This window comes from Microbacterium sp. NPDC077184 (assembly GCF_040687055.1).
Taxonomy (GTDB): Bacteria; Actinomycetota; Actinomycetes; order Actinomycetales; family Microbacteriaceae; genus Microbacterium.
On record NZ_JBFBMM010000001.1, the window covers coordinates 438,712 to 456,058 of the forward strand.

The following is a 17,347-nucleotide window of genomic DNA, read 5'->3' on the forward strand; positions in this document are numbered from 1 at the left end:
AGGCGGGCGGAAAGTGGGAGCGGTTCCCGTCCGATCATCGTCTTCGAAGCCGCGGAATTCCGGGCCTTTATCGTTTTGTGATTCTTCGCGGTTGTGCGGACGCCGATGTTTCGTCTACCGTGTGTGGGAACGGTTCCCGACACGGGGCCGTTGCGCAGAACGTGACTCGAGGAGGAGCATCACATGGGAATGTCACAGCACCGGCGGATCCTGGTGCCGGTCGTCGGCCTGGGGGTCGTCGGCATGGCTCTGGCCGCCTGTTCGGGCGGCGGCGGAGGCGACAACGGGGGCGGCGGCGACAGCCAGACCGTCTCGATCATGGGCGCCTTCACCGACGCTCAGGCCGCCGCGTTCCAGGCCGACCTGGACGCGTGGTCGGAGACCAGCGGCATCACCGTCACCTATGACGGCAACACCGATTTCCAGACCGCCGTGGTCGCCCGTGCGACCGCCGGCAACCCGCCGGACATCGCCATCTACCCGCAGCCGGGCGTGCTGAAGAGCCAGACCAACAGCCTCTACCCGCTGGAGGAGCTCGGGCTGGACGTCGAGGCGATCACCGCCGACCAGGCCAACGGCCTCGGTCAGATCGCTCAGGTCGACGGCGAGACCTACGGCCTGCCCTACTCGATCAACGTCAAGTCGCTCGTCTGGTACAACCCGGCGGCGTTCGAGGCGGCGGGGCTGGAAGTGCCCACCACCGACGACGAGATGACGGCCCTGCAGCAGCAGATCATGGACGAAGGCCTCGGCTACCCGTGGTGCGTGGGCCTGGAGTCCGGTGCCGCCACCGGTTGGCCGGCCACCGACTGGCTCGAGGAATACGTCCTCCGCTACGGCGGCCTCGACGAGTACAACGCCTGGATCGCCGGTGACGTGCTCTTCGACAGCCCGCTGGTCAACGAGGCCGGCGACAAGGTCGCGACCGAGCTGCTCGAAGAGGGCAAGGTCAACGGCGGCGGGCCCGCGGCGGCGACCACGTCGTTCCAGACCGCCGGCAACCAGCTGTTCGTCGAGGGCATCGACAACGGCCAGTGCTTCATGATGCGTCAGGGATCGTTCATCGCGGACTTCTTCCCCGAGGACATCAAGGCCCAGATCGCCGACGGCGACCTGTCCAACATCGACTTCTTCCAGTTGCCGTCGCCCGACGGCACCCCGACGGCGATGCTCGGCGGCGGCGACCTGGTCGGAGCCTTCACGAACAACGAAGCCACCGCCGCGGTGGTCGAGTACATCACCAGTGCCGAGTTCGGGACGAACGGTTACGCCAGCCAGGCGATCTTCCTCTCGCCCCACAACGACTTCGACACGTCGTTCTACACCACGGAGTTCCAGGTCAAGGCCCAGGAGCTGCTGGCCGCATCGGAGCTGTTCGGCTTCGACGCGTCCGACCAGATGCCGGGTGAAGTCGGCTCCGGCACGGAGTGGACCGAGCTCACCAGCTGGTTCGCGGGACAGCAGACCATGGAGCAGGCGTTCCAGAACATCGACGCCTCCTGGCCGCGGTAATCCATCGCACCACCTCACCGAGTGATTCAGCGGGGAGCGGTGCCGGCTCTCGTCAACCGGCACCGCTCCCCGCTAGCATCTCCCTCACCCTCACAATGACGTCAGGCGGTATCGATGGCCATTCTCAGTGCTCTACTCTCCGTCGTCCTCGGACTGACGGTGTCGTTCCTGATCTTCTTCAGCCTCAACTGGCTCGTCGAACGGACGAATGACAAGTGGAAGGCGCGGCTCCTGCCGTACGTCTTCCTGTTCCCCGTGATCATCCTCGTCTCGGTGTTCCTGCTCTACCCGGCGATCCGCACCTTCGTGGAGAGCTTCATGGAGCAGAGTCAGCGACGCGGCGAAGGTGCCACGTTCGTCGGACTCGACAACTACATCGACCTGTTCACGAGCTCCAGCTTCCTCGGCATCCTGCTGAACAACCTGCTGTGGGTCCTCGTGGTGCCGGCGGGGGCCGTCCTCATCGGCCTCCTCGTCGCGGTCCTCACCGACAAGCTCGGCAAGAAACGCGAGACGACCTTCAAGGCGATGATCTTCCTGCCGATGGCGATCTCGGGTGTCGCGGCCGCGGTCACGTGGCGCTTCATCTACTTCTACGCCCCTCCCGGCAACCCGCAGATCTACCTGCTGAACGCGATCTGGACCTCGGTGACCGGTCAGGATCCGGTGCCGTGGCTCACCCTCGACGCGGGTCGGCTGAACAGCTTCCTCATCATGTTCATCGCGATCTGGCTCCAGGTCGGATTCGCGATGGTCCTGCTCTCGGCGGCGATCAAGGGGGTGCCGGAGGAGACGATCGAGGCGGGCCGCCTCGACGGTGCGGGGGAGAGGAAGCTCTTCTTCAGCGTCATCGTCCCGCAGATCCGCGGCACGATCCTGGCGGTGTTCGTCACGATCACGATCTTCGTGATGAAGATCTTCGACATCATCTACGCGATGACCGGCGGCCAGTACAACACCAGCGTCCTGGCGGTGGACTTCTACAACCAGCTGTTCAGCTTCCAGAACCCGGGTAAGGCCGCGGCGGTCGTCGTGGTCCTGATGATCGCGGTCGTGCCCCTGATCGTCTACCAAGTCCGCAGCTACAAGTCGCAGGAGGAACTCCGATGAGCGCCGCCATCCCGACCCCGGTCGTCGACGACGACGGCCGCCGCGAGGTCGTCAACGTCGAGAAGGCGTCGCGCAAGCGCGAGCGCACGGGCGACAAGAAGAAGCCGCACGTCCTGATCACGATCATCATGGGCGTGATCGCCCTCGCCTGGCTGTTCCCGCTCGTGGGACTGGCCGTGACGAGCCTCCGCCCGCGGTCGGAGGTCGAGGCGACCGGGTGGTGGTCGGCCCTTCTCAACCCGTTCCAGACGCAGTGGACGTTCGAGCCGTTCGCCCAGGCGTGGGAGGCCCTCAACGTCAGCCAGACGTTCTGGAACTCCGTCGCCGTCACCATCCCCGCCACGGTCCTGCCGATCATGGTCGCGGCGATGGCGGCCTACGGCTTCACCTTCTTCCAATTCAAGTTCAAGGAGGTGTACTTCGCCATCGTGCTCGGCCTCATGGTCGTGCCGATCCAGCTGGCGATCATCCCGATCCTGCAGCTGTTCGTGTGGTTCGGGAACACCACCGGCATCCAGATCATCGGTCAGTACCCGGCGGCGTGGATCGTGCACTCGACCTTCGCGCTGCCGCTGGCGATCTACATCCTGCGCAACTACATGCAGACCCTCCCGGTCTCGCTCATCGAGGCCGCGCGGGTGGACGGCGCGACGCACTTCCAGATCTTCTGGCGGCTGATCGTGCCGATGTCGGTGCCGGCGCTGGCGTCGTTCGCGATCTTCCAGTTCCTGTGGGTGTGGAACGACTTCCTCGTGGCGTACATCTTCATCCAGTCCGGACCCAACCAGGTCCTGACCCAGGGGCTGTACACGCTCCTCGGTCAGTACGGCCAGGGCTGGCAACGGGTGGCGGCGGGTTCGTTCATCACGCTCATCGTCCCGCTGGTGATCTTCTTCGCCCTGCAGCGCTACTTCGTCCGGGGCCTCACCGCGGGCTCGGTGAAGTAGCCGACACGCACGAACACGAAAGGAGGGGCCCGGCATCCATGCGGATGCCGGGCCCCTCCCCATCTGCGGTATCAGTCGACCGCGTCCACGCGGTAGAGGACGACCTGGTCGGGGTGGACCCGGGGTGAAGCGATGCCCACGGTGTGCAGGACCTGGCCCCGGAAGAGAGCCCCCGGGAAGGTGACGTCCACGCGCGGCGAGTGGTCCCAGTACTCCTGGGTCGCATGGGCCGCGGCGTCGCTCGCCTCGCCCCACCACGCCGGAGCGATGAGCCCCGAGGGGAGCGTCCCGAGCAGGACCGGGGTGACCCGGTACCGGCGCTCCGGGTCGAGACCCCGCAGGCGCAGGCGCGCCGGCGGGTCGGGGTGGACGGTGTCGAGGACGGCGGCGGAGAAGATCGCGCGCGAGCGGTCGGTGGCCACGACGCCGCGCACGACGATCCGCGGGTCGGGGGTGTCGACCCGGACGACGTCGCCGGCGAGGAGAAGCCCCCGGTGCGCGGTGTAGAAGTCGATCCACCCGCGGACGGCGGCGAGATCGGCCTCCGTCGCTTCGGCGAGGTTCCACTCGATGCCGAAGTGTCCGAAGACGGCGGTCCCGCCGCGGAAGGCGAGGTCCATGTGCCGCCCGGTGGTGTGCGAGCGGGGCGAGGCGATGTGCGCGCCGAGGAACTCCGGCGGGGCCAGCTGCAGCGTCCACTGCAGCATGCCCTGGCGGTCGTGGGGGTCGCTGTTGTCGGATACCCAGATCCGATCGGTGTGCTCGAGGACGCCGAGGTCGACGCGGCCGCCGCCGGACGAACACGTCTCGATCTCCAGCGACGGGTGGGCCCGGTGGAGGTCGCCGAGCAGCCGGTAGAACGCCTCGGTCTGCGTGTGCACCGCCGCGTGGCCGCCACGCGTGCGGTCGCCCGCTTCGATCAGATCGCGGTTGTGATCCCACTTGATGTAGTCGATGCGGTACTCGTCGAGGATGGCGAGCATCTGGTCGCGCACGTGCGCGTACGCGCCAGGGATCCCGAGGTTCAGCACGTGCTGGAACCGGGACTCCACCGGCAGGTCGTCCCGGGCGGCCATGATCCACTCCGGATGCCGGCGGGCGAGGTCGCTGTCGAGGTTGACCATCTCGGGTTCGAACCACAGCCCGAACTCCATTCCGAGCGCGTGGACGCGGTCGATGAGGGGGTGGAGTCCATCGGGCCAGACGTCCGCGGAGACGGTCCAGTCGCCGAGCCCGGCCCGGTCGTGCCGTCGGTCGCCGAACCAGCCGTCGTCGAGCACGAAGCGCTCGACGCCGAGGTCGGCGGCCCGCTCGGCGAGGGCGATGAGCTCGTCGGCGTCGTGCCGGAAGTACACCGCCTCCCACACATTGAGGGTGACCGGTCGGCGGCTGTCGGGGGCATCGGCTCGGGCGCGCAGATGGGCGTGGAAGCGATGCGCGACGGCTTCCAGGCCCGCGCCGAACGCGAAGTACACCCAGGGGGAGCGGTACGACTCCTCCGGAGCGAGGGTGATCTCCCCGGGGAGCAGCACCTCACCGCCGCCGAGGACCTGCTCGCCGGAGAACACCCGTTCGGCGTAGTGGCGGTGGTTGCCGCTCCACGCGGTGTGGACGGCCCACACCGAGCCGGTCGCGAAATCGAAGCCGGGGGTGCCGGTGTGGAGGAGGAAGGCGCTGTCGGCGGCGGTTCGGCCGCGGCGGTTCTCCCGGAGGTGGACGCCGTCGACGAGCGTCGTCCGCTGCGGCATCCGCTCGCCGTTGTGCTGACCGGTGAAGTCGAGGATCTCGCTCGCCTCCGCGGGGATCGGGAACGCCACGGAGAGGTCGTCGAGGCGGTAGGGGGCGTCGTGGCGATTCGCGATCTCCGCGCGGGTGCGCACGAGGCCGTGCCGCGTCAGCTCGATCTCCAGACGAAGGGCGAGGCGTCCGCTGTCGTCGACGGCGTCCACCACGACGGTGCCCGCGTCCGCGGTCCGGTCGCCATCGACCGGTTCGCCGTCGAGGGTGAGCGCGGTCGCGACGAAGCGCGGAGACCAGCCCGGTCCGTCGAAGGATCCGGACAGACCCGGCCGCCCCGTCCAGCCGGCGTGATGCTCGGGGAGGACCGACAGGCGCAGCGGTGTTTCCGGCGTGTTCGAGCCGATGACGGGCTCGACGGCGTCCGCGAGGACGGTGAGGTCGTCGGCGTCGAGATCGACGAGATCAGGCCCCCAGTGCACGACCGAGGGGACGGCGGCGTGACGGGCATCGAGCACGAGCGAGACGCCGGCGGCGCGGAGGTGGAGCAGGGCGTGGGGCGCGGAGGGCGAAGGGGTCACGACGAACAATTCTCCGACATCCTCGATTCCCACGCGAGCGCGTCGCCATACTGTGATGCATGGATGCCGCTCCCGCCGACGCCGTGGTGCCCGCCCCCGTCCGGGCGGGGGTCGATCCCGACGCGGGGCTGCGCGCGGCGGACATCGCCGAGCGGAACGCGGACGGACGGACGAACGCCTTCACCGCCGACACCAGCCGGAGCGTGGCGAACATCGTCCGCGCGAACGTGTTCACGCTGTTCAACGGCATCATCTTCGCGTGCTTCTTCGTACTGTTCGTCCTGGGACGCTGGCAGGACGCGCTGTTCGGCCTCGCCGCGTTCGCGAACTCGATCATCGGCTGCTGGCAGGAGTTCCGCGCGAAGGCGGCGCTGGACCGGCTGGCGCTGCTGAACGCCCCGCGCGCCCGCGTCCGCCGCGACGGGCAGGACGTCGAGATCGTGCCCGCGGAGGTCGTGCAGGACGACATCCTGGTCCTGCGCGCCGGCGACCAGATCCCGGCGGACGCGGTGATCGTCGCCGCGCGCGCCCTCCAGGTCGACGAGTCGATGCTGACGGGGGAGTCGGATGCCGTCGACAAGCGTCCAGGCGATGACGCGTTGTCCGGGTCGATCGTCGTGTCGGGCGAGGGTCTCGCGCAGGCGACGCGCGTCGGCGCGGATTCCTACGCCAACACCTTCGCCTCGGAGGCCAAGCGGTTCTCGCTCGTCGCCTCCGAGGTCCGCTCGTCGATCAACCGCGTCCTGACCTGGATGAGCTGGATCATCGGTCCGGTGGGCCTCCTCGTCGTCAACGCGCAGATGGTCGCCCTCGGCGGCTGGGCATCGGCGTGGGAGTCCGGCGAATGGGTGCAGGCGGTCGTCAACGCGATCGCCGCGATCACCGCGATGATCCCGCTCGGACTCGTCCTCATCTCCTCGATCACGTTCGCCGTCGGCGCGGCGAAGCTCGCGAACCGACAGGTCCTCGTCAACGAGCTCCCCGCGGTGGAGGGTCTCGCACGCGTCGACATGATCTGCCTCGACAAGACGGGCACCATCACCGCGGGCGACATCGCCTTCGACGACGGGCACGTCCTCTCCGCCGTCGACGGCTACGAGGACGCCCTCGCCTGGTACGGCGCCGCCCCCGACGCCAACGCGACGGCGCGGTGCCTCGCCGACGCCTACCCGGTGCGGCGCGAGGTCGCTCCCATCGCGGTCATCCCCTTCTCCTCCGCGCGGAAGTGGAGCGCGGCGTCCTTCGCCGAGGGCCCCGCGGGGACCTGGGTGCTCGGAGCCCCCGAGATGGTGTTCGGCGACGAGGCCAGCGATCCCGGCACCGCGCTCGGACAAAGCGTCGTCTCGCTCGCCTCAACCGGCCGGCGGACGCTCGTGCTCGCCCACTCCGCGCTCCTCCTCGATGAGGCGGATGTCGAGGCCGAGCGCCTCGTCGGGGAACTCACCGCGGTGGCGGTGCTCACCTTCCGCGAGCAGATGCGGCCGGATGCCGCGCAGACGCTGTCCTACTTCGCCGCCCAGGGTGTCGGCATCCGGGTGATCTCGGGGGACAACCCGCGGACCGTGGCGGCGATCGCGCGCGAGGTGGGGCTGGAGGTCGCGGAGGGGTTCGATGCGCGTCATCTGCCCGAAGACGATGCGGCGCTGTCGGGCGTCCTCGAAACGCACCAGGTCTTCGGGCGCGTGACGCCCGAGCAGAAGAAGCGGATGGTGGTCGCGCTGCAGGCGCGGGGGCACGTCGTGGCGATGACCGGCGACGGCGTGAACGACGCCCTGGCGATCAAGACCGCCGACATCGGCATCGCGATGAACTCGGGATCGGCCGCCACGAAGGCCGTCGCGCGTCTGGTCCTCCTCGACGGCCGGTTCTCGCATCTCCCCGACGTCGTCGCCGAGGGGCGGCAGGTGATCGCCAACATCGAGCGCGTCTCGATGCTCTTCCTCACCAAGACCGCCTACGCGACGGCCCTGGCGCTCGCCTTCGGGATCATGATGCTGGAGTTCCCGTTCCTGCCTCGGCAGCTCTCCATCACCGACGGGCTGACGATCGGCATCCCGGCGTTCTTCCTCGCGCTCCTGCCGAACACGCAGCGCTACGTCCCCGGCTTCCTCAAACGCTCGCTGAGTTTCGCCGTCCCCTCGGGACTGATCATCGCGGCCGCCCTCGTGGGCTACACCCTCGGCGCCATGGCCCTCGGCGTCCCCGAACCCGAGCTGCGCACCGGGACGACGATCATCCTCGCCGTCGTCGGCATCTGGGTGCTCACGGTGCTCTCCCGCCCCGTCACGCGCTTCAAGGCGCTCGTGATCGGCGCGATGTTCGTCGCGTTGCTGATCATCTTCACCGTGCCGCTGCTGACCGCGTTCTTCCAGCTCGTGGACCCGGGCGAGGAGGCGGCGTGGCTCCTGGTCGCCGTGACGATCGCGGCGATCGGCGGAATCGAAGTGGTCCGTTTCTTCCACCGCCGGTACGTGGAGCGGGTGATCCGTGCCGCGTCAGGCGGCGTCGACGCGCGCGAAGTGGCGTGAGCCCGGCGGTGTCCAGATGAGGAGAAGCGCCGCGGCCTGAAGGGCGAGCTGGATCATGGACGACCAGTCCCACCCGTCGGTGGTGATGATGCTCAGCACGTGCAGGACGATCAGGGCGCCGAAGTACAGGGTGATCCCGAGGCGTGCGAGCCGGCTTCCGCGGGCGAGGCCCGACGCGAGACCCAGCGTGAGCAGGCCGAGGAGGATGATGGCCGCCCCGAGGAGCGACACCCAGAGCACCGCGGATCCGTCGACCTGGTAGCGGCTGAGCATGACCAGGATGCCGAGCCCGACACTCAGGAACGCGGCGACGTAGACGACCACGACCGCGGCCGTCACGGTCGCGGGGCGCCGTCGCGCGGGAGCCTGGGTCGTCACGCCCCCACAGTAGCGGCGGAGCGTTCGCGGGGCGAGGGTGGGCGTCGGGTCAGCCGCAGCCGAGACGCTGCTGGATCGAGGCCATGGCGTCCAGCTCCGCGCTCTGGCCGCTGCGGATCGTCGAGGCCAGCTGGAGGGCGCGCGGATCGGAGCCGAGCTCGAGGAGCGCGTCGGCCATGGGGAGGGCGCCCTCGTGGTGGCGGATCATGAGCTCGAGGAAGAGGCAGTCGGCCTCCTGCCCCTCCGCCGCGCGGAGCCGATCCAGCTCCGCCCCGGAGGCCATTCCCATGAGGGCCAGTGCCTCGTCCTGTCCGAGGGGCGCGGCATTCGCCGGGACGCCGTGGTCGTGTCCGGCATCCGACGCCGACATCCACGCCATCATGTCGCCCCCACCCTGGGGCACACCCCACTGGACCAGCCAGTCGAACATCTCGCCGCGCTGCGCGGACTGGCCGGTGGCGATGTCGTAGGAGAGGACACGGAGCTCGGGATCGTCGGTCTTGCGGTAGATCTCCATCGCCATTTCGACCGCCTGCGCGTGGTGCACCTGCATGTCGCGCGAGAAGCCGACCTCCGCAGAGGTCTCCCCCGGGGGGAGGGGCCCGGCGCTTCCGAACATCGAGAAGCGCCCGATCGCGAAGGCGAGTCCGGCGACACCGAGGATCGCGAGGGCGATGACCCACCAGGGTCGTCGCGTCGCGGGGTCGGCGGTCGGGGCGTCGGCGGCGGAGCTGTCGGAGGTCACGGGCGGGTCAGGACTGCTTTCCCGGGGCGTCGATCGCGCCGGAGCAGAGGGCGTTCGGCTCGGGCGCGGTCGTGCTGCGCCAGTACGACGCGAGGAACTCGCCGATGCGCTCGTCATCGACGCCGTCCACCGCGAGCTGGGCGTCCCAGGCGCTCAGGACGACCGGGGAGTCCAGTCCCTCGTAGGGGGAGAGGATCGTGTACGTCGAGGGGAGCTGCGCGCGGAGGGCATCCACGTCCTCCGACGACAGGGCCGCGGGGTCGTAGGTGACCCACACCGCGCCGTGCTCGAGGGAGTGCACCGCGTTCTCGTTCGGCACCGGCTCGGAGTACACGCCGCAGTTCAGCCAGTACGCGTTGTGGTCGCCGCCGGCGGGCGGGCTCTGCGGGTAGTCGACGGTGCCCTCGACGTGGTTGGCGGTGTTGGAGAACGTCTCGACTCCCGAGATGGCGCTGCCGTCGCCGTCGCCGCGGGCGAGGGTCGGCGCGGGGGCGGGGGAGAAGACGATCGAGGCCACGATGCCGGCGATGACCGCGACCGCGGCGACGGAGCCGACGGTCCACCACACCACCTTGCCGCGGCGGCGCTTGGCGAGGTCCTTCTGGTACTGCGCCAGCTTCTCCTGGCGCTTCTGCTCGCGCTGCTGCTTGACGGTCAGGTTGATCTCGGCCTGCTTGGCCGGGTTGCCGCTCTTACGCGGCTCGGACGAAGATGTCGGGGTCATGTGCTGATCTCGGCTCGGCGCCCGGGCGGGCTGGCGGACAGGAAACGCTCCGAGCATCCTATTCGAACGAATGCGCTTCGCTCCTGGGAGCCGGCCGACAGTCCGCGGCTCCGCGCGCGATTCGCGAGCAAGGAGGTTTCCGGTATCATGGCTTCTCGAATCGATTCGATGCGCCGCTCGTGGCGTCACGCGAAGCCCCGCATCCGGTTCCCATCCCCCTGAGCGCCTGAGCCGGTACGCCGGCGTCGACGCCTCCGCCTCGTCGCCGAAACGATTGCTGTGCCCCACACCTCTTCCGTCCCCACCGCTCCGCAGACCGGCTCGCACCCGACCGCCACCCACCGGACCGGGGTGGACCGCTCCACCGGCGCGATCCGCACGCTCGGGTCGAACCCGGCCACGGCGCCGATCATGCTGCATCCGGGCGATTCGATCCCCCCGCGGCGTCGGGTGCTGTACATCATCCTGCTGGGGGCCCTCACGGCCCTCGGCCCGTTCACGATCGACCTGTACCTCCCCGCCTTCCCGGTGCTGGAGGCCGACTTCCAGACCACCGCGGCCGCGATCCAGCTCACGCTCACGGGCACCATGCTCGGCTTCGCCCTCGGCCAGCTCATCGTCGGTCCGCTGAGCGACAAGGTCGGACGTCGCGTCCCGCTCCTGGCGGTGACGGCCCTCCACGTCGTCGCCAGCGTCGCCGCGGCCATCGCGCCGACCCTCGAGCTGCTGTCCATCACGCGTGTCTTCCAGGGCGCCGGCGCAGCCGCCGGCGGCGTCGTGGCCGCAGCGATCGTCCGCGACCTCTTCGGTGGTCGACGACTGGTGGTCATGCTGTCGCGTCTGGCGCTCGTCTCCGGCGCCGCGCCGGTCGTCGCGCCGCTGATCGGCTCGGCTCTGCTGCTGGTCATGCCGTGGCGGGGGATCTTCGTCGTCCTCGCCGTGTACGGGGCGGTCATGCTCGTCTCCGCCCTCTTCCTGATCCCCGAGACCCTGCCGCCGGCTCGGCGGCACGCGCAGGGCACGACGACGATCTGGCAGCGCTACCGGTCCGTGTTCACCGACCGCGTCTTCCTCGGCGTCCTGATCATCGGGGCCATGACCTTCAGCGGCCTCTTCTCCTACCTGTCGTCCTCGCCGTTCCTGTTCCAGGGCGAGTACGGGATGGACCCCCAGCAGTACGGGCTCCTCTTCGCCGTCAACTCGATCGGACTCGTCGTCGGCGTGCAGATCGCCTCGCGACTGGCGGCTCGGTACGGTCCGCAGTGGGTGCTGGCCTTCTCGACCGGCGCGCTGGTCGTCTCGGCGGTGCTGATCATCGTCGCCGACCAGCTCGGTCTCGGGATGTGGGGCACGATCGTGCCGCTGTTCCTGTTCATGACCTCGTGCGGCTTCACCTTCCCCTGCGCGCAGGTGCTCGCCCTCGACCGGCACGGCAAGGCCGCCGGCACCGCTCAGTCGATCATCGGGGCGGCGAACTTCGGCGTGGCTGGCGTGGTCTCCCCGCTCGTCGGTGCGCTCGCGATCGGTGCCGGCATCACGGCGACGACGATGGCCACGGTCATGGTCGGCTGCGCGGTGATCGGCGTCGTGGCGCTGTGGGCGATCGTCCAGCCCCGCCGTGTCGAGCAGCTCACCCCCTGATCCGCGGCAGAATGGCTCGATGAGCAACGGGCCGAAGGACACCGACGCCAACGTCGAGGCGGAGCGCGTCGCCGCACGAGCACGCGTGAGCTGGATCATCCTCGGGGTGGTGATGATCGCGGCGGCGGTCGGGCTCGGTGCGTGGACCTTCGCGCGCGGGAACGCGCCCTTCGCCATCGACCTGTGGTGGAACGACCTCCTCGTCGCCCTCGCCTCTCCGGTCTTGGTCGGGGTGTCGCGGGTGATGGACTTCCTCGGGGGCGGCTGGTTCGGCGTCTTCGTCGTACCCATCGGCGGCACCGCGGCGCTGTGGTTCTTCGGGCGGCGGTGGGGTGCGGTGTTCTTCCTCGCGGCCTCGATCCTCTCCGCGGGTGCCGTGCAGCTGCTCAAGCAGACCTTCGGACGCGAGCGTCCCGAGCAGATCCTCGTGGTCGCCGATTTCGGATCCTTCCCCTCGGGACACGTCGCCAACGCCGCGACGATCGCCGCCGTCGCACTCGTGCTCTTCCCCCGTCTGTGGGTCATCCTCGTCGGCGCCGCCTGGGTGCTGCTCATGGCCTTCAGCCGCACGGCCGTCCACGCGCACTGGCTGTCGGACACCCTCGCCGGCATCCTCGTCGGCGTCGGTGTGGTGCTGATCCTCGCGGGTGCGATGGCCCGGCCGCTGGCCCGCGAGATCCCGGAGGATGAGGCGGATGGCGATGCCGCGGCCGGGTCGGGTGGTACGGCGGAGCGCGCTCGCTAGGCTGAGCGCCATGACCGCGCCCGACCCGTCCGACGCCGCCCTCGCCGAGGCCGAACTCGCCCGGCTCCGGGCCGAGGCGGAGGCCGCGGAGGCGGCGGCGAAGGCGGCCGCGGCGAAAGCCGCCCTGGCGGCCGCGGAAGTCGAGGCCGCCCGGGCGCGAGCGGGCGTGGTGTCCGCGGGACAGGACGCCCCGCCGACGACGGTGACGCCCGACGCCCCTGCTGCGCCCGACGCGACCGGTCCCGTCACCGGCGACGGGGCGGGCCCTCTCACGGGCGACGAGGTCGCCGCGATCGTCCGCGGATACGCCTTCGAAGGGCCGGCGATCGCCGTCGGCGCCCTCGTGAACGGCGATCCCGTGCCCGAGGCGCAGGTGCGCATCCCGCTGGCCATGATGAACCGGCACGGCCTGGTCGCGGGGGCGACCGGCACCGGCAAGACCCGGACGCTGCAGGGCCTGGCCGAGCAGCTCGCCGCCCACGGCGTCCCCGTCTTCGCCGCCGACATCAAGGGCGACCTCTCCGGGGTCGCGACCCCGGGAGAGGCGAGCGAGAAGCTCCTCGCCCGCACGCGCGGCATCGGCCAGGACTGGCAGCCGGCGGCATCCGCCACGGAGTACTTCGCCCTCGGCGGCATCGGGCACGGCATCCCCGTCCGGGCGACCGTGTCCGGGTTCGGCCCGCTCCTGCTGAGCAAGGTCCTGGGACTCAACGCCACGCAGGAATCCAGCCTCGGGCTGGTCTTCCACTACGCAGACCGGGAGGGGCTCGCACTCGTCGACCTCTCCGACCTCCGGGCGGTGCTCACCTTCCTCACCGGCGACGAGGGCAAGGCCGAGCTGAAGGGCCTCGGCGGGCTCTCGGCCGCGACGGCGGGCGTCATCCTCCGCCAGCTGATCACCTTCGCCGACCAGGGCGCGGACGTCTTCTTCGGCGAGCCCGAGCTGGACGTGCGGGAGTTCCTGCGCACCGCCGGGGACGGTCGCGGGATCATCAGCCTGCTCGAGGTGCCCGGCGTCATCGACAAGCCGGCGCTGTTCTCGACGTTCTTGATGTATCTGCTCGCCGAGCTGTTCGAGGTGCTGCCCGAGGTCGGCGACGTCGAGAAGCCGAAGCTGGTGTTCTTCTTCGACGAGGCGCACCTGCTCTTCCGCGACGCGTCGAAGGACTTCCTCGCCGCCATCGTCCAGACCGTGCGCCTGATCCGGTCCAAGGGCGTCGGGGTGTTCTTCGTCACCCAGACGCCGAAGGACGTGCCCGCCGACGTCCTGGCGCAGCTCGGCTCGCGTGTGCAGCACGCGCTGCGCGCCTTCACCCCGGACGACGCCAAGGCGCTCCGCGCCACCGTGGGTACGTATCCCACGTCCGGCTACGACCTCGAGCGGGTGCTGCAGGAGCTCGGCACCGGCGAGGCGATCGTCACCGTCATGAACGAGAAGGGCGCGCCGTCGCCGGTCGCGTGGACGAGGCTGCAGGCCCCGCGGGGTCTGATGTCACCGACGCCGGAGGCGCAGATCGTCGCCGCCGTCGCCGCGTCCCCGCTCCTCGCCGCCTACGGAACGGCGGTGGACCGGGAGTCGGCGCGGGAGATCCTGACCGCGAAGATGCAGGCCGCCGATGCCCGCGCCGCGGCCGACGAGGCGGCGCGCGAGCAGGCGAAAACGGATGCGGAGCTCGCCCGGCACCGCGCCGCGATGGAGAAGGCGGAGGCGGCCGAGCGGAAGAAGGCGGAGGATGCCGAGAAGAAGGCGCAGCGTGAGTACGAGCGTCTGCTGAAGAAGACCGCCGGGACCTCCCGGACGACGCGCCGCACGACCCGGTCGTCATCGCCGCTCGAGGAGATCCTCGGGTCGCCCGCGACGGGGAAGATCCTCGACGGCGTCATCCGCGGGGTGTTCGGCATCGGCCGCCGCTGAGCCCTCGCCGCTCGGGTCAGGCGTCCTCCGCCCGGGGACGGGGGAGCGCGCGAAGGCGGCTCTCGTCCATCGCGTCGGCGAGATCCAGGGCGCGCGGGCCGAGGACGAACCCCGACACGTCGTCCGGACGCATCAGGTATCCGTCGCGCGCCAGGGCGTTCACCACGCGGTACACCGTCGCGCGGGCGGCGCGCACGTGCCGCGCGATCTCCGCCGCGCTCAGGCCGCCATCGCTCCGGGCGACCTGCTCGAGGATGTCCAGCGCCAACCCGAGTCCTCGCTCGGGGAGACGTTCGACGGCTGCTGCGCTCATCGCGTCCTCCAATTGCGCGCCGTCGGGGGCCGGCGCGAACACGGGTGACGTTACCGGTACCGCGTTGCCCCCGGCCTTCTCCCGTGTTTCGGATCTGTGACACCTCCTGAGACGCGCCCGGCGCGCGCCGCCGCGATCCGGGCGGCTAGCCTGGGGCGATGGCGACGAAGGCACCGCGCGAGGACATCGACGAGTCCGACCTGTCCGTCCGCGCCCCGAAGACCGTGGCGGTGGGGGTCCCCGCCGTCGTCCACGCGCTGCAGATCGCGCAGCAGCAGATGGGCGCGGTGCGGACGGCGCAGACGCTCCTGCGCGTCAACCAGAAGGACGGGTTCGACTGCCCCGGGTGCGCGTGGCCGGAGGAGGACAAGCGGCACGTCGCCGAGTTCTGCGAGAACGGCGCCAAGGCGGTCGCCGAGGAGGCCACGCTCCGCCGCGTCGGTCCGGACTTCTTCGCCCGGCACAGCATCGCCGACCTCGCCGCCCACGACGACTGGTGGCTCGGGCAGCAGGGACGCCTCACCCACCCGGTGATCCTCGACGAGGGGGCCTCGCACTATCGTCCGATCACCTGGGACGACGCGCTCCGTGAGATCGCCGGGGCGCTGTCCGCCCTCGACGATCCGGACGAGGCGGTGTTCTACACCTCGGGCCGCACGTCCAACGAGGCGGCGTTCCTCTACCAGCTGCTCGTGCGCGGACTCGGGACGAACAACCTCCCGGACTGCTCCAACATGTGCCATGAATCCAGCGGCGCGGCGCTGTCCGACACGATCGGCATCGGCAAGGGCACGGTGTCGATCGAGGACATCCACGCCGCCGACCTGCTCATCGTGGCGGGGCAGAACCCGGGAACGAACCACCCGCGCATGCTCTCGGCGCTGGAGAAGGCGAAGCAGCGCGGAGCCCGGATCATCGCGGTCAACCCGTTGCCCGAGGCCGGGCTTCTCCGCTTCGAGAACCCGCAGACGCCGCGTGGCATCGCCTTCGGCGGCACCGCGCTCGCCGACGATTTCGTCCAGATCCGCCTCGGCGGCGACCAGGCGCTCTTCCAGGGCATCGGCAAGCACCTCCTCGAGCGCGCCGAGACGGATGCCGCGATCCTCGACGCCGCGTTCATCGAGACCTCCACGAGCGGGTTCGCCGCGTACCGCGACGCGCTGTCGGCCCTCGCCTGGGACGACCTCGTCACAGCCACCGGGCTCACCGAGGACCGCATCCGCTCGCTCGGCGACGTCGTGGCCGAATCGTCGGCCACGATCGTCTGCTGGGCGATGGGACTCACCCAGCACAAGCACTCCGTGCCCACGCTCCGCGAGGTCGTGAACGTGCTGCTGCTCCGTGGCGACATCGGCCGTCCGGGGGCGGGGGTCTGCCCCGTGCGCGGGCACTCCAACGTCCAGGGCGACCGCACCGTGGGGATCTACGAGAAGCCGTCCACGGCGTTCCTCGACGCTCTGGCGGCGGAGTTCTCCTTCGAGCCGCCGCGGGAGCACGGATTCGACACCGTGCAGGCGATCCGCGCCATGCGCGACGGAGCGGTGCGGGTGTTCTTCGGGATGGGCGGCAACTTCGTGTCGGCGACCCCCGACACCGCGGTCGTGGAAGCGGCCATGGCGCGGGTCGACCTGAGCGTGCAGGTGTCGACCAAGCTCAACCGCTCCCACGTCGTCACCGGTCGGCGGGCGATCATCCTCCCCACCCTCGGACGCACCGACCGGGATCGCCGCGGCGGCGGCGAGCAGCGCGTGACGGTGGAGGACTCGATGGGCGCCGTCCATTCCTCGCGCGGGCGCCTGGCACCGCCGGAGGAGGGACTCCTCAGCGAGGTGGCGATCGTGGCGCGGCTGTGCGCGCTCCTCTTCGACGGCGACACCGGCCCGCGCGCGGATTGGACCTCGCTCGAGGGCGACTATTCCGGCATCCGTCAGCACATCTCCCGCGTGGTGCCGGGCTTCGAAGACTATGAGCAGCGCATCGCGAAGGGGCGCACGTTCTTCCTGCCCAATCCACCGCGCGACGAGCGCCGCTTCGACACCGTCGACGGCCGGGCGCGGTTCACCGTCAATCCGCTGGAGTACCCGAGGATCCCGGAGGGGCGTCTGCTGCTGCAGACCCTTCGTTCGCACGATCAGTACAACACCACGATCTACGGCAAGGACGATCGTTACCGCGGCATCCACGGGGGCCGTCGCGTCGTCCTCGCCCACATCGACGACATCCGCGAGCAGGGCTTCGCGGACGGCGACCTGGTCGATCTCGTCTCGGAGTGGCACGGGCCCGACGGGCTCCAGGAGCGGCGTGCGCCGTCGTTCCGCCTCGTCGCGTACGACACCCCGCGCCGGAACGCCGCGGCCTACTACCCGGAGACGAACGTCCTGGTGCCGCTGGACTCGGTCGCCGACGTCTCGGGCACCCCGACGTCGAAGTCGGTCGTGATCCGGCTCGAACCGGGGACGGCGCAGCCCTAG

At 70.2% G+C, this 17,347-nt stretch carries 13 protein-coding genes; 8 read left to right on the forward strand and 5 right to left on the reverse strand.

Features of this window, described 5'->3' with window-relative positions; all coding sequences use genetic code 11:
* Window positions 1-183: 183 nt before the first annotated feature.
* The 3 genes from AB0O93_RS02020 (at window position 184) to AB0O93_RS02030 (ending at window position 3,569) form a co-directional block, all read left to right on the forward strand.
* Window positions 184-1,512, forward strand: coding sequence for an ABC transporter substrate-binding protein (locus AB0O93_RS02020; protein ID WP_363340010.1), 1,329 nt, complete (start codon window positions 184-186; stop codon window positions 1,510-1,512).
* 114 nt (window positions 1,513-1,626) lie between these two features.
* The gene (locus AB0O93_RS02025; protein WP_363340012.1) at window positions 1,627-2,622 is read left to right on the forward strand and encodes a sugar ABC transporter permease; all 996 of its coding nucleotides are present in this window, start codon (window positions 1,627-1,629) and stop codon (window positions 2,620-2,622) included.
* Window positions 2,619-3,569 carry a carbohydrate ABC transporter permease gene (locus tag AB0O93_RS02030; RefSeq protein WP_353998196.1) on the forward strand — a complete coding sequence of 317 codons (951 nt, stop codon included), beginning with the start codon at window positions 2,619-2,621 and terminating at the stop codon, window positions 3,567-3,569. The genes AB0O93_RS02025 and AB0O93_RS02030 overlap by 4 nt, the downstream gene beginning before the upstream one ends.
* Before the next feature lie 71 nt (window positions 3,570-3,640).
* On the opposite strand, the gene AB0O93_RS02035 is transcribed toward AB0O93_RS02030, so the two are convergent.
* The gene (locus AB0O93_RS02035) at window positions 3,641-5,887 is read right to left on the reverse strand and encodes an alpha-galactosidase (RefSeq protein WP_363340014.1); all 2,247 of its coding nucleotides are present in this window, start codon (window positions 5,885-5,887) and stop codon (window positions 3,641-3,643) included.
* 59 nt (window positions 5,888-5,946) lie between these two features.
* Here AB0O93_RS02035 and AB0O93_RS02040 point away from each other — a divergent pair, with 59 nt between their 5' ends.
* Window positions 5,947-8,415: an HAD-IC family P-type ATPase gene (locus AB0O93_RS02040; RefSeq protein WP_363340016.1), complete on the forward strand. Its 2,469-nt coding sequence runs from the start codon at window positions 5,947-5,949 to the stop codon at window positions 8,413-8,415.
* Here the strand turns inward: AB0O93_RS02040 and AB0O93_RS02045 are convergent.
* Genes AB0O93_RS02045 through AB0O93_RS02055 form a run of 3 tightly spaced genes read right to left on the reverse strand, consistent with a single transcriptional unit; the run spans window position 8,383 to window position 10,262 of the window.
* The gene (locus tag AB0O93_RS02045; RefSeq protein ID WP_363340018.1) at window positions 8,383-8,793 is read right to left on the reverse strand and encodes a hypothetical protein; all 411 of its coding nucleotides are present in this window, start codon (window positions 8,791-8,793) and stop codon (window positions 8,383-8,385) included. The genes AB0O93_RS02040 and AB0O93_RS02045 overlap by 33 nt on opposite strands.
* A gap of 49 nt (window positions 8,794-8,842) precedes the next feature.
* On the reverse strand, window positions 8,843-9,538 hold the full coding sequence (locus tag AB0O93_RS02050; protein WP_363340020.1) for a DUF305 domain-containing protein: 696 nt from the start codon (window positions 9,536-9,538) through the stop codon (window positions 8,843-8,845).
* 7 nt (window positions 9,539-9,545) lie between these two features.
* A complete protein-coding gene (locus tag AB0O93_RS02055; RefSeq protein ID WP_363340022.1) occupies window positions 9,546-10,262 on the reverse strand; it encodes a DUF3105 domain-containing protein in 717 nt (238 codons plus the stop codon).
* A gap of 411 nt (window positions 10,263-10,673) precedes the next feature.
* Here AB0O93_RS02055 and AB0O93_RS02060 point away from each other — a divergent pair, with 411 nt between their 5' ends.
* The 3 genes from AB0O93_RS02060 to AB0O93_RS02070 are packed head-to-tail and all read left to right on the forward strand — an operon-like array spanning window position 10,674 to window position 14,563.
* Complete coding sequence (locus AB0O93_RS02060; RefSeq protein ID WP_363340974.1) at window positions 10,674-11,903, forward strand: multidrug effflux MFS transporter; 1,230 nt, start codon at window positions 10,674-10,676, stop codon at window positions 11,901-11,903.
* Window positions 11,904-11,922: 19 nt separating this feature from the next.
* Window positions 11,923-12,648: a phosphatase PAP2 family protein gene (locus AB0O93_RS02065; RefSeq protein WP_363340024.1), complete on the forward strand. Its 726-nt coding sequence runs from the start codon at window positions 11,923-11,925 to the stop codon at window positions 12,646-12,648.
* Between the two features lie 10 nt (window positions 12,649-12,658).
* Window positions 12,659-14,563, forward strand: a complete 1,905-nt coding sequence (locus AB0O93_RS02070) for a helicase HerA-like domain-containing protein (protein ID WP_363340026.1) — start codon at window positions 12,659-12,661, stop codon at window positions 14,561-14,563.
* A 16-nt stretch (window positions 14,564-14,579) separates the two neighbouring features.
* Here AB0O93_RS02070 and AB0O93_RS02075 read toward each other — a convergent pair whose 3' ends face one another.
* Window positions 14,580-14,876, reverse strand: coding sequence for a helix-turn-helix domain-containing protein (locus AB0O93_RS02075; protein WP_363340028.1), 297 nt, complete (start codon window positions 14,874-14,876; stop codon window positions 14,580-14,582).
* Window positions 14,877-15,034: 158 nt separating this feature from the next.
* On the opposite strand from AB0O93_RS02075, the gene AB0O93_RS02080 reads away from it, so the two are divergent.
* Window positions 15,035-17,347 (forward strand): FdhF/YdeP family oxidoreductase, encoded by a 2,313-nt coding sequence (locus tag AB0O93_RS02080; RefSeq protein ID WP_363340030.1) that lies wholly within the window; start codon window positions 15,035-15,037, stop codon window positions 17,345-17,347.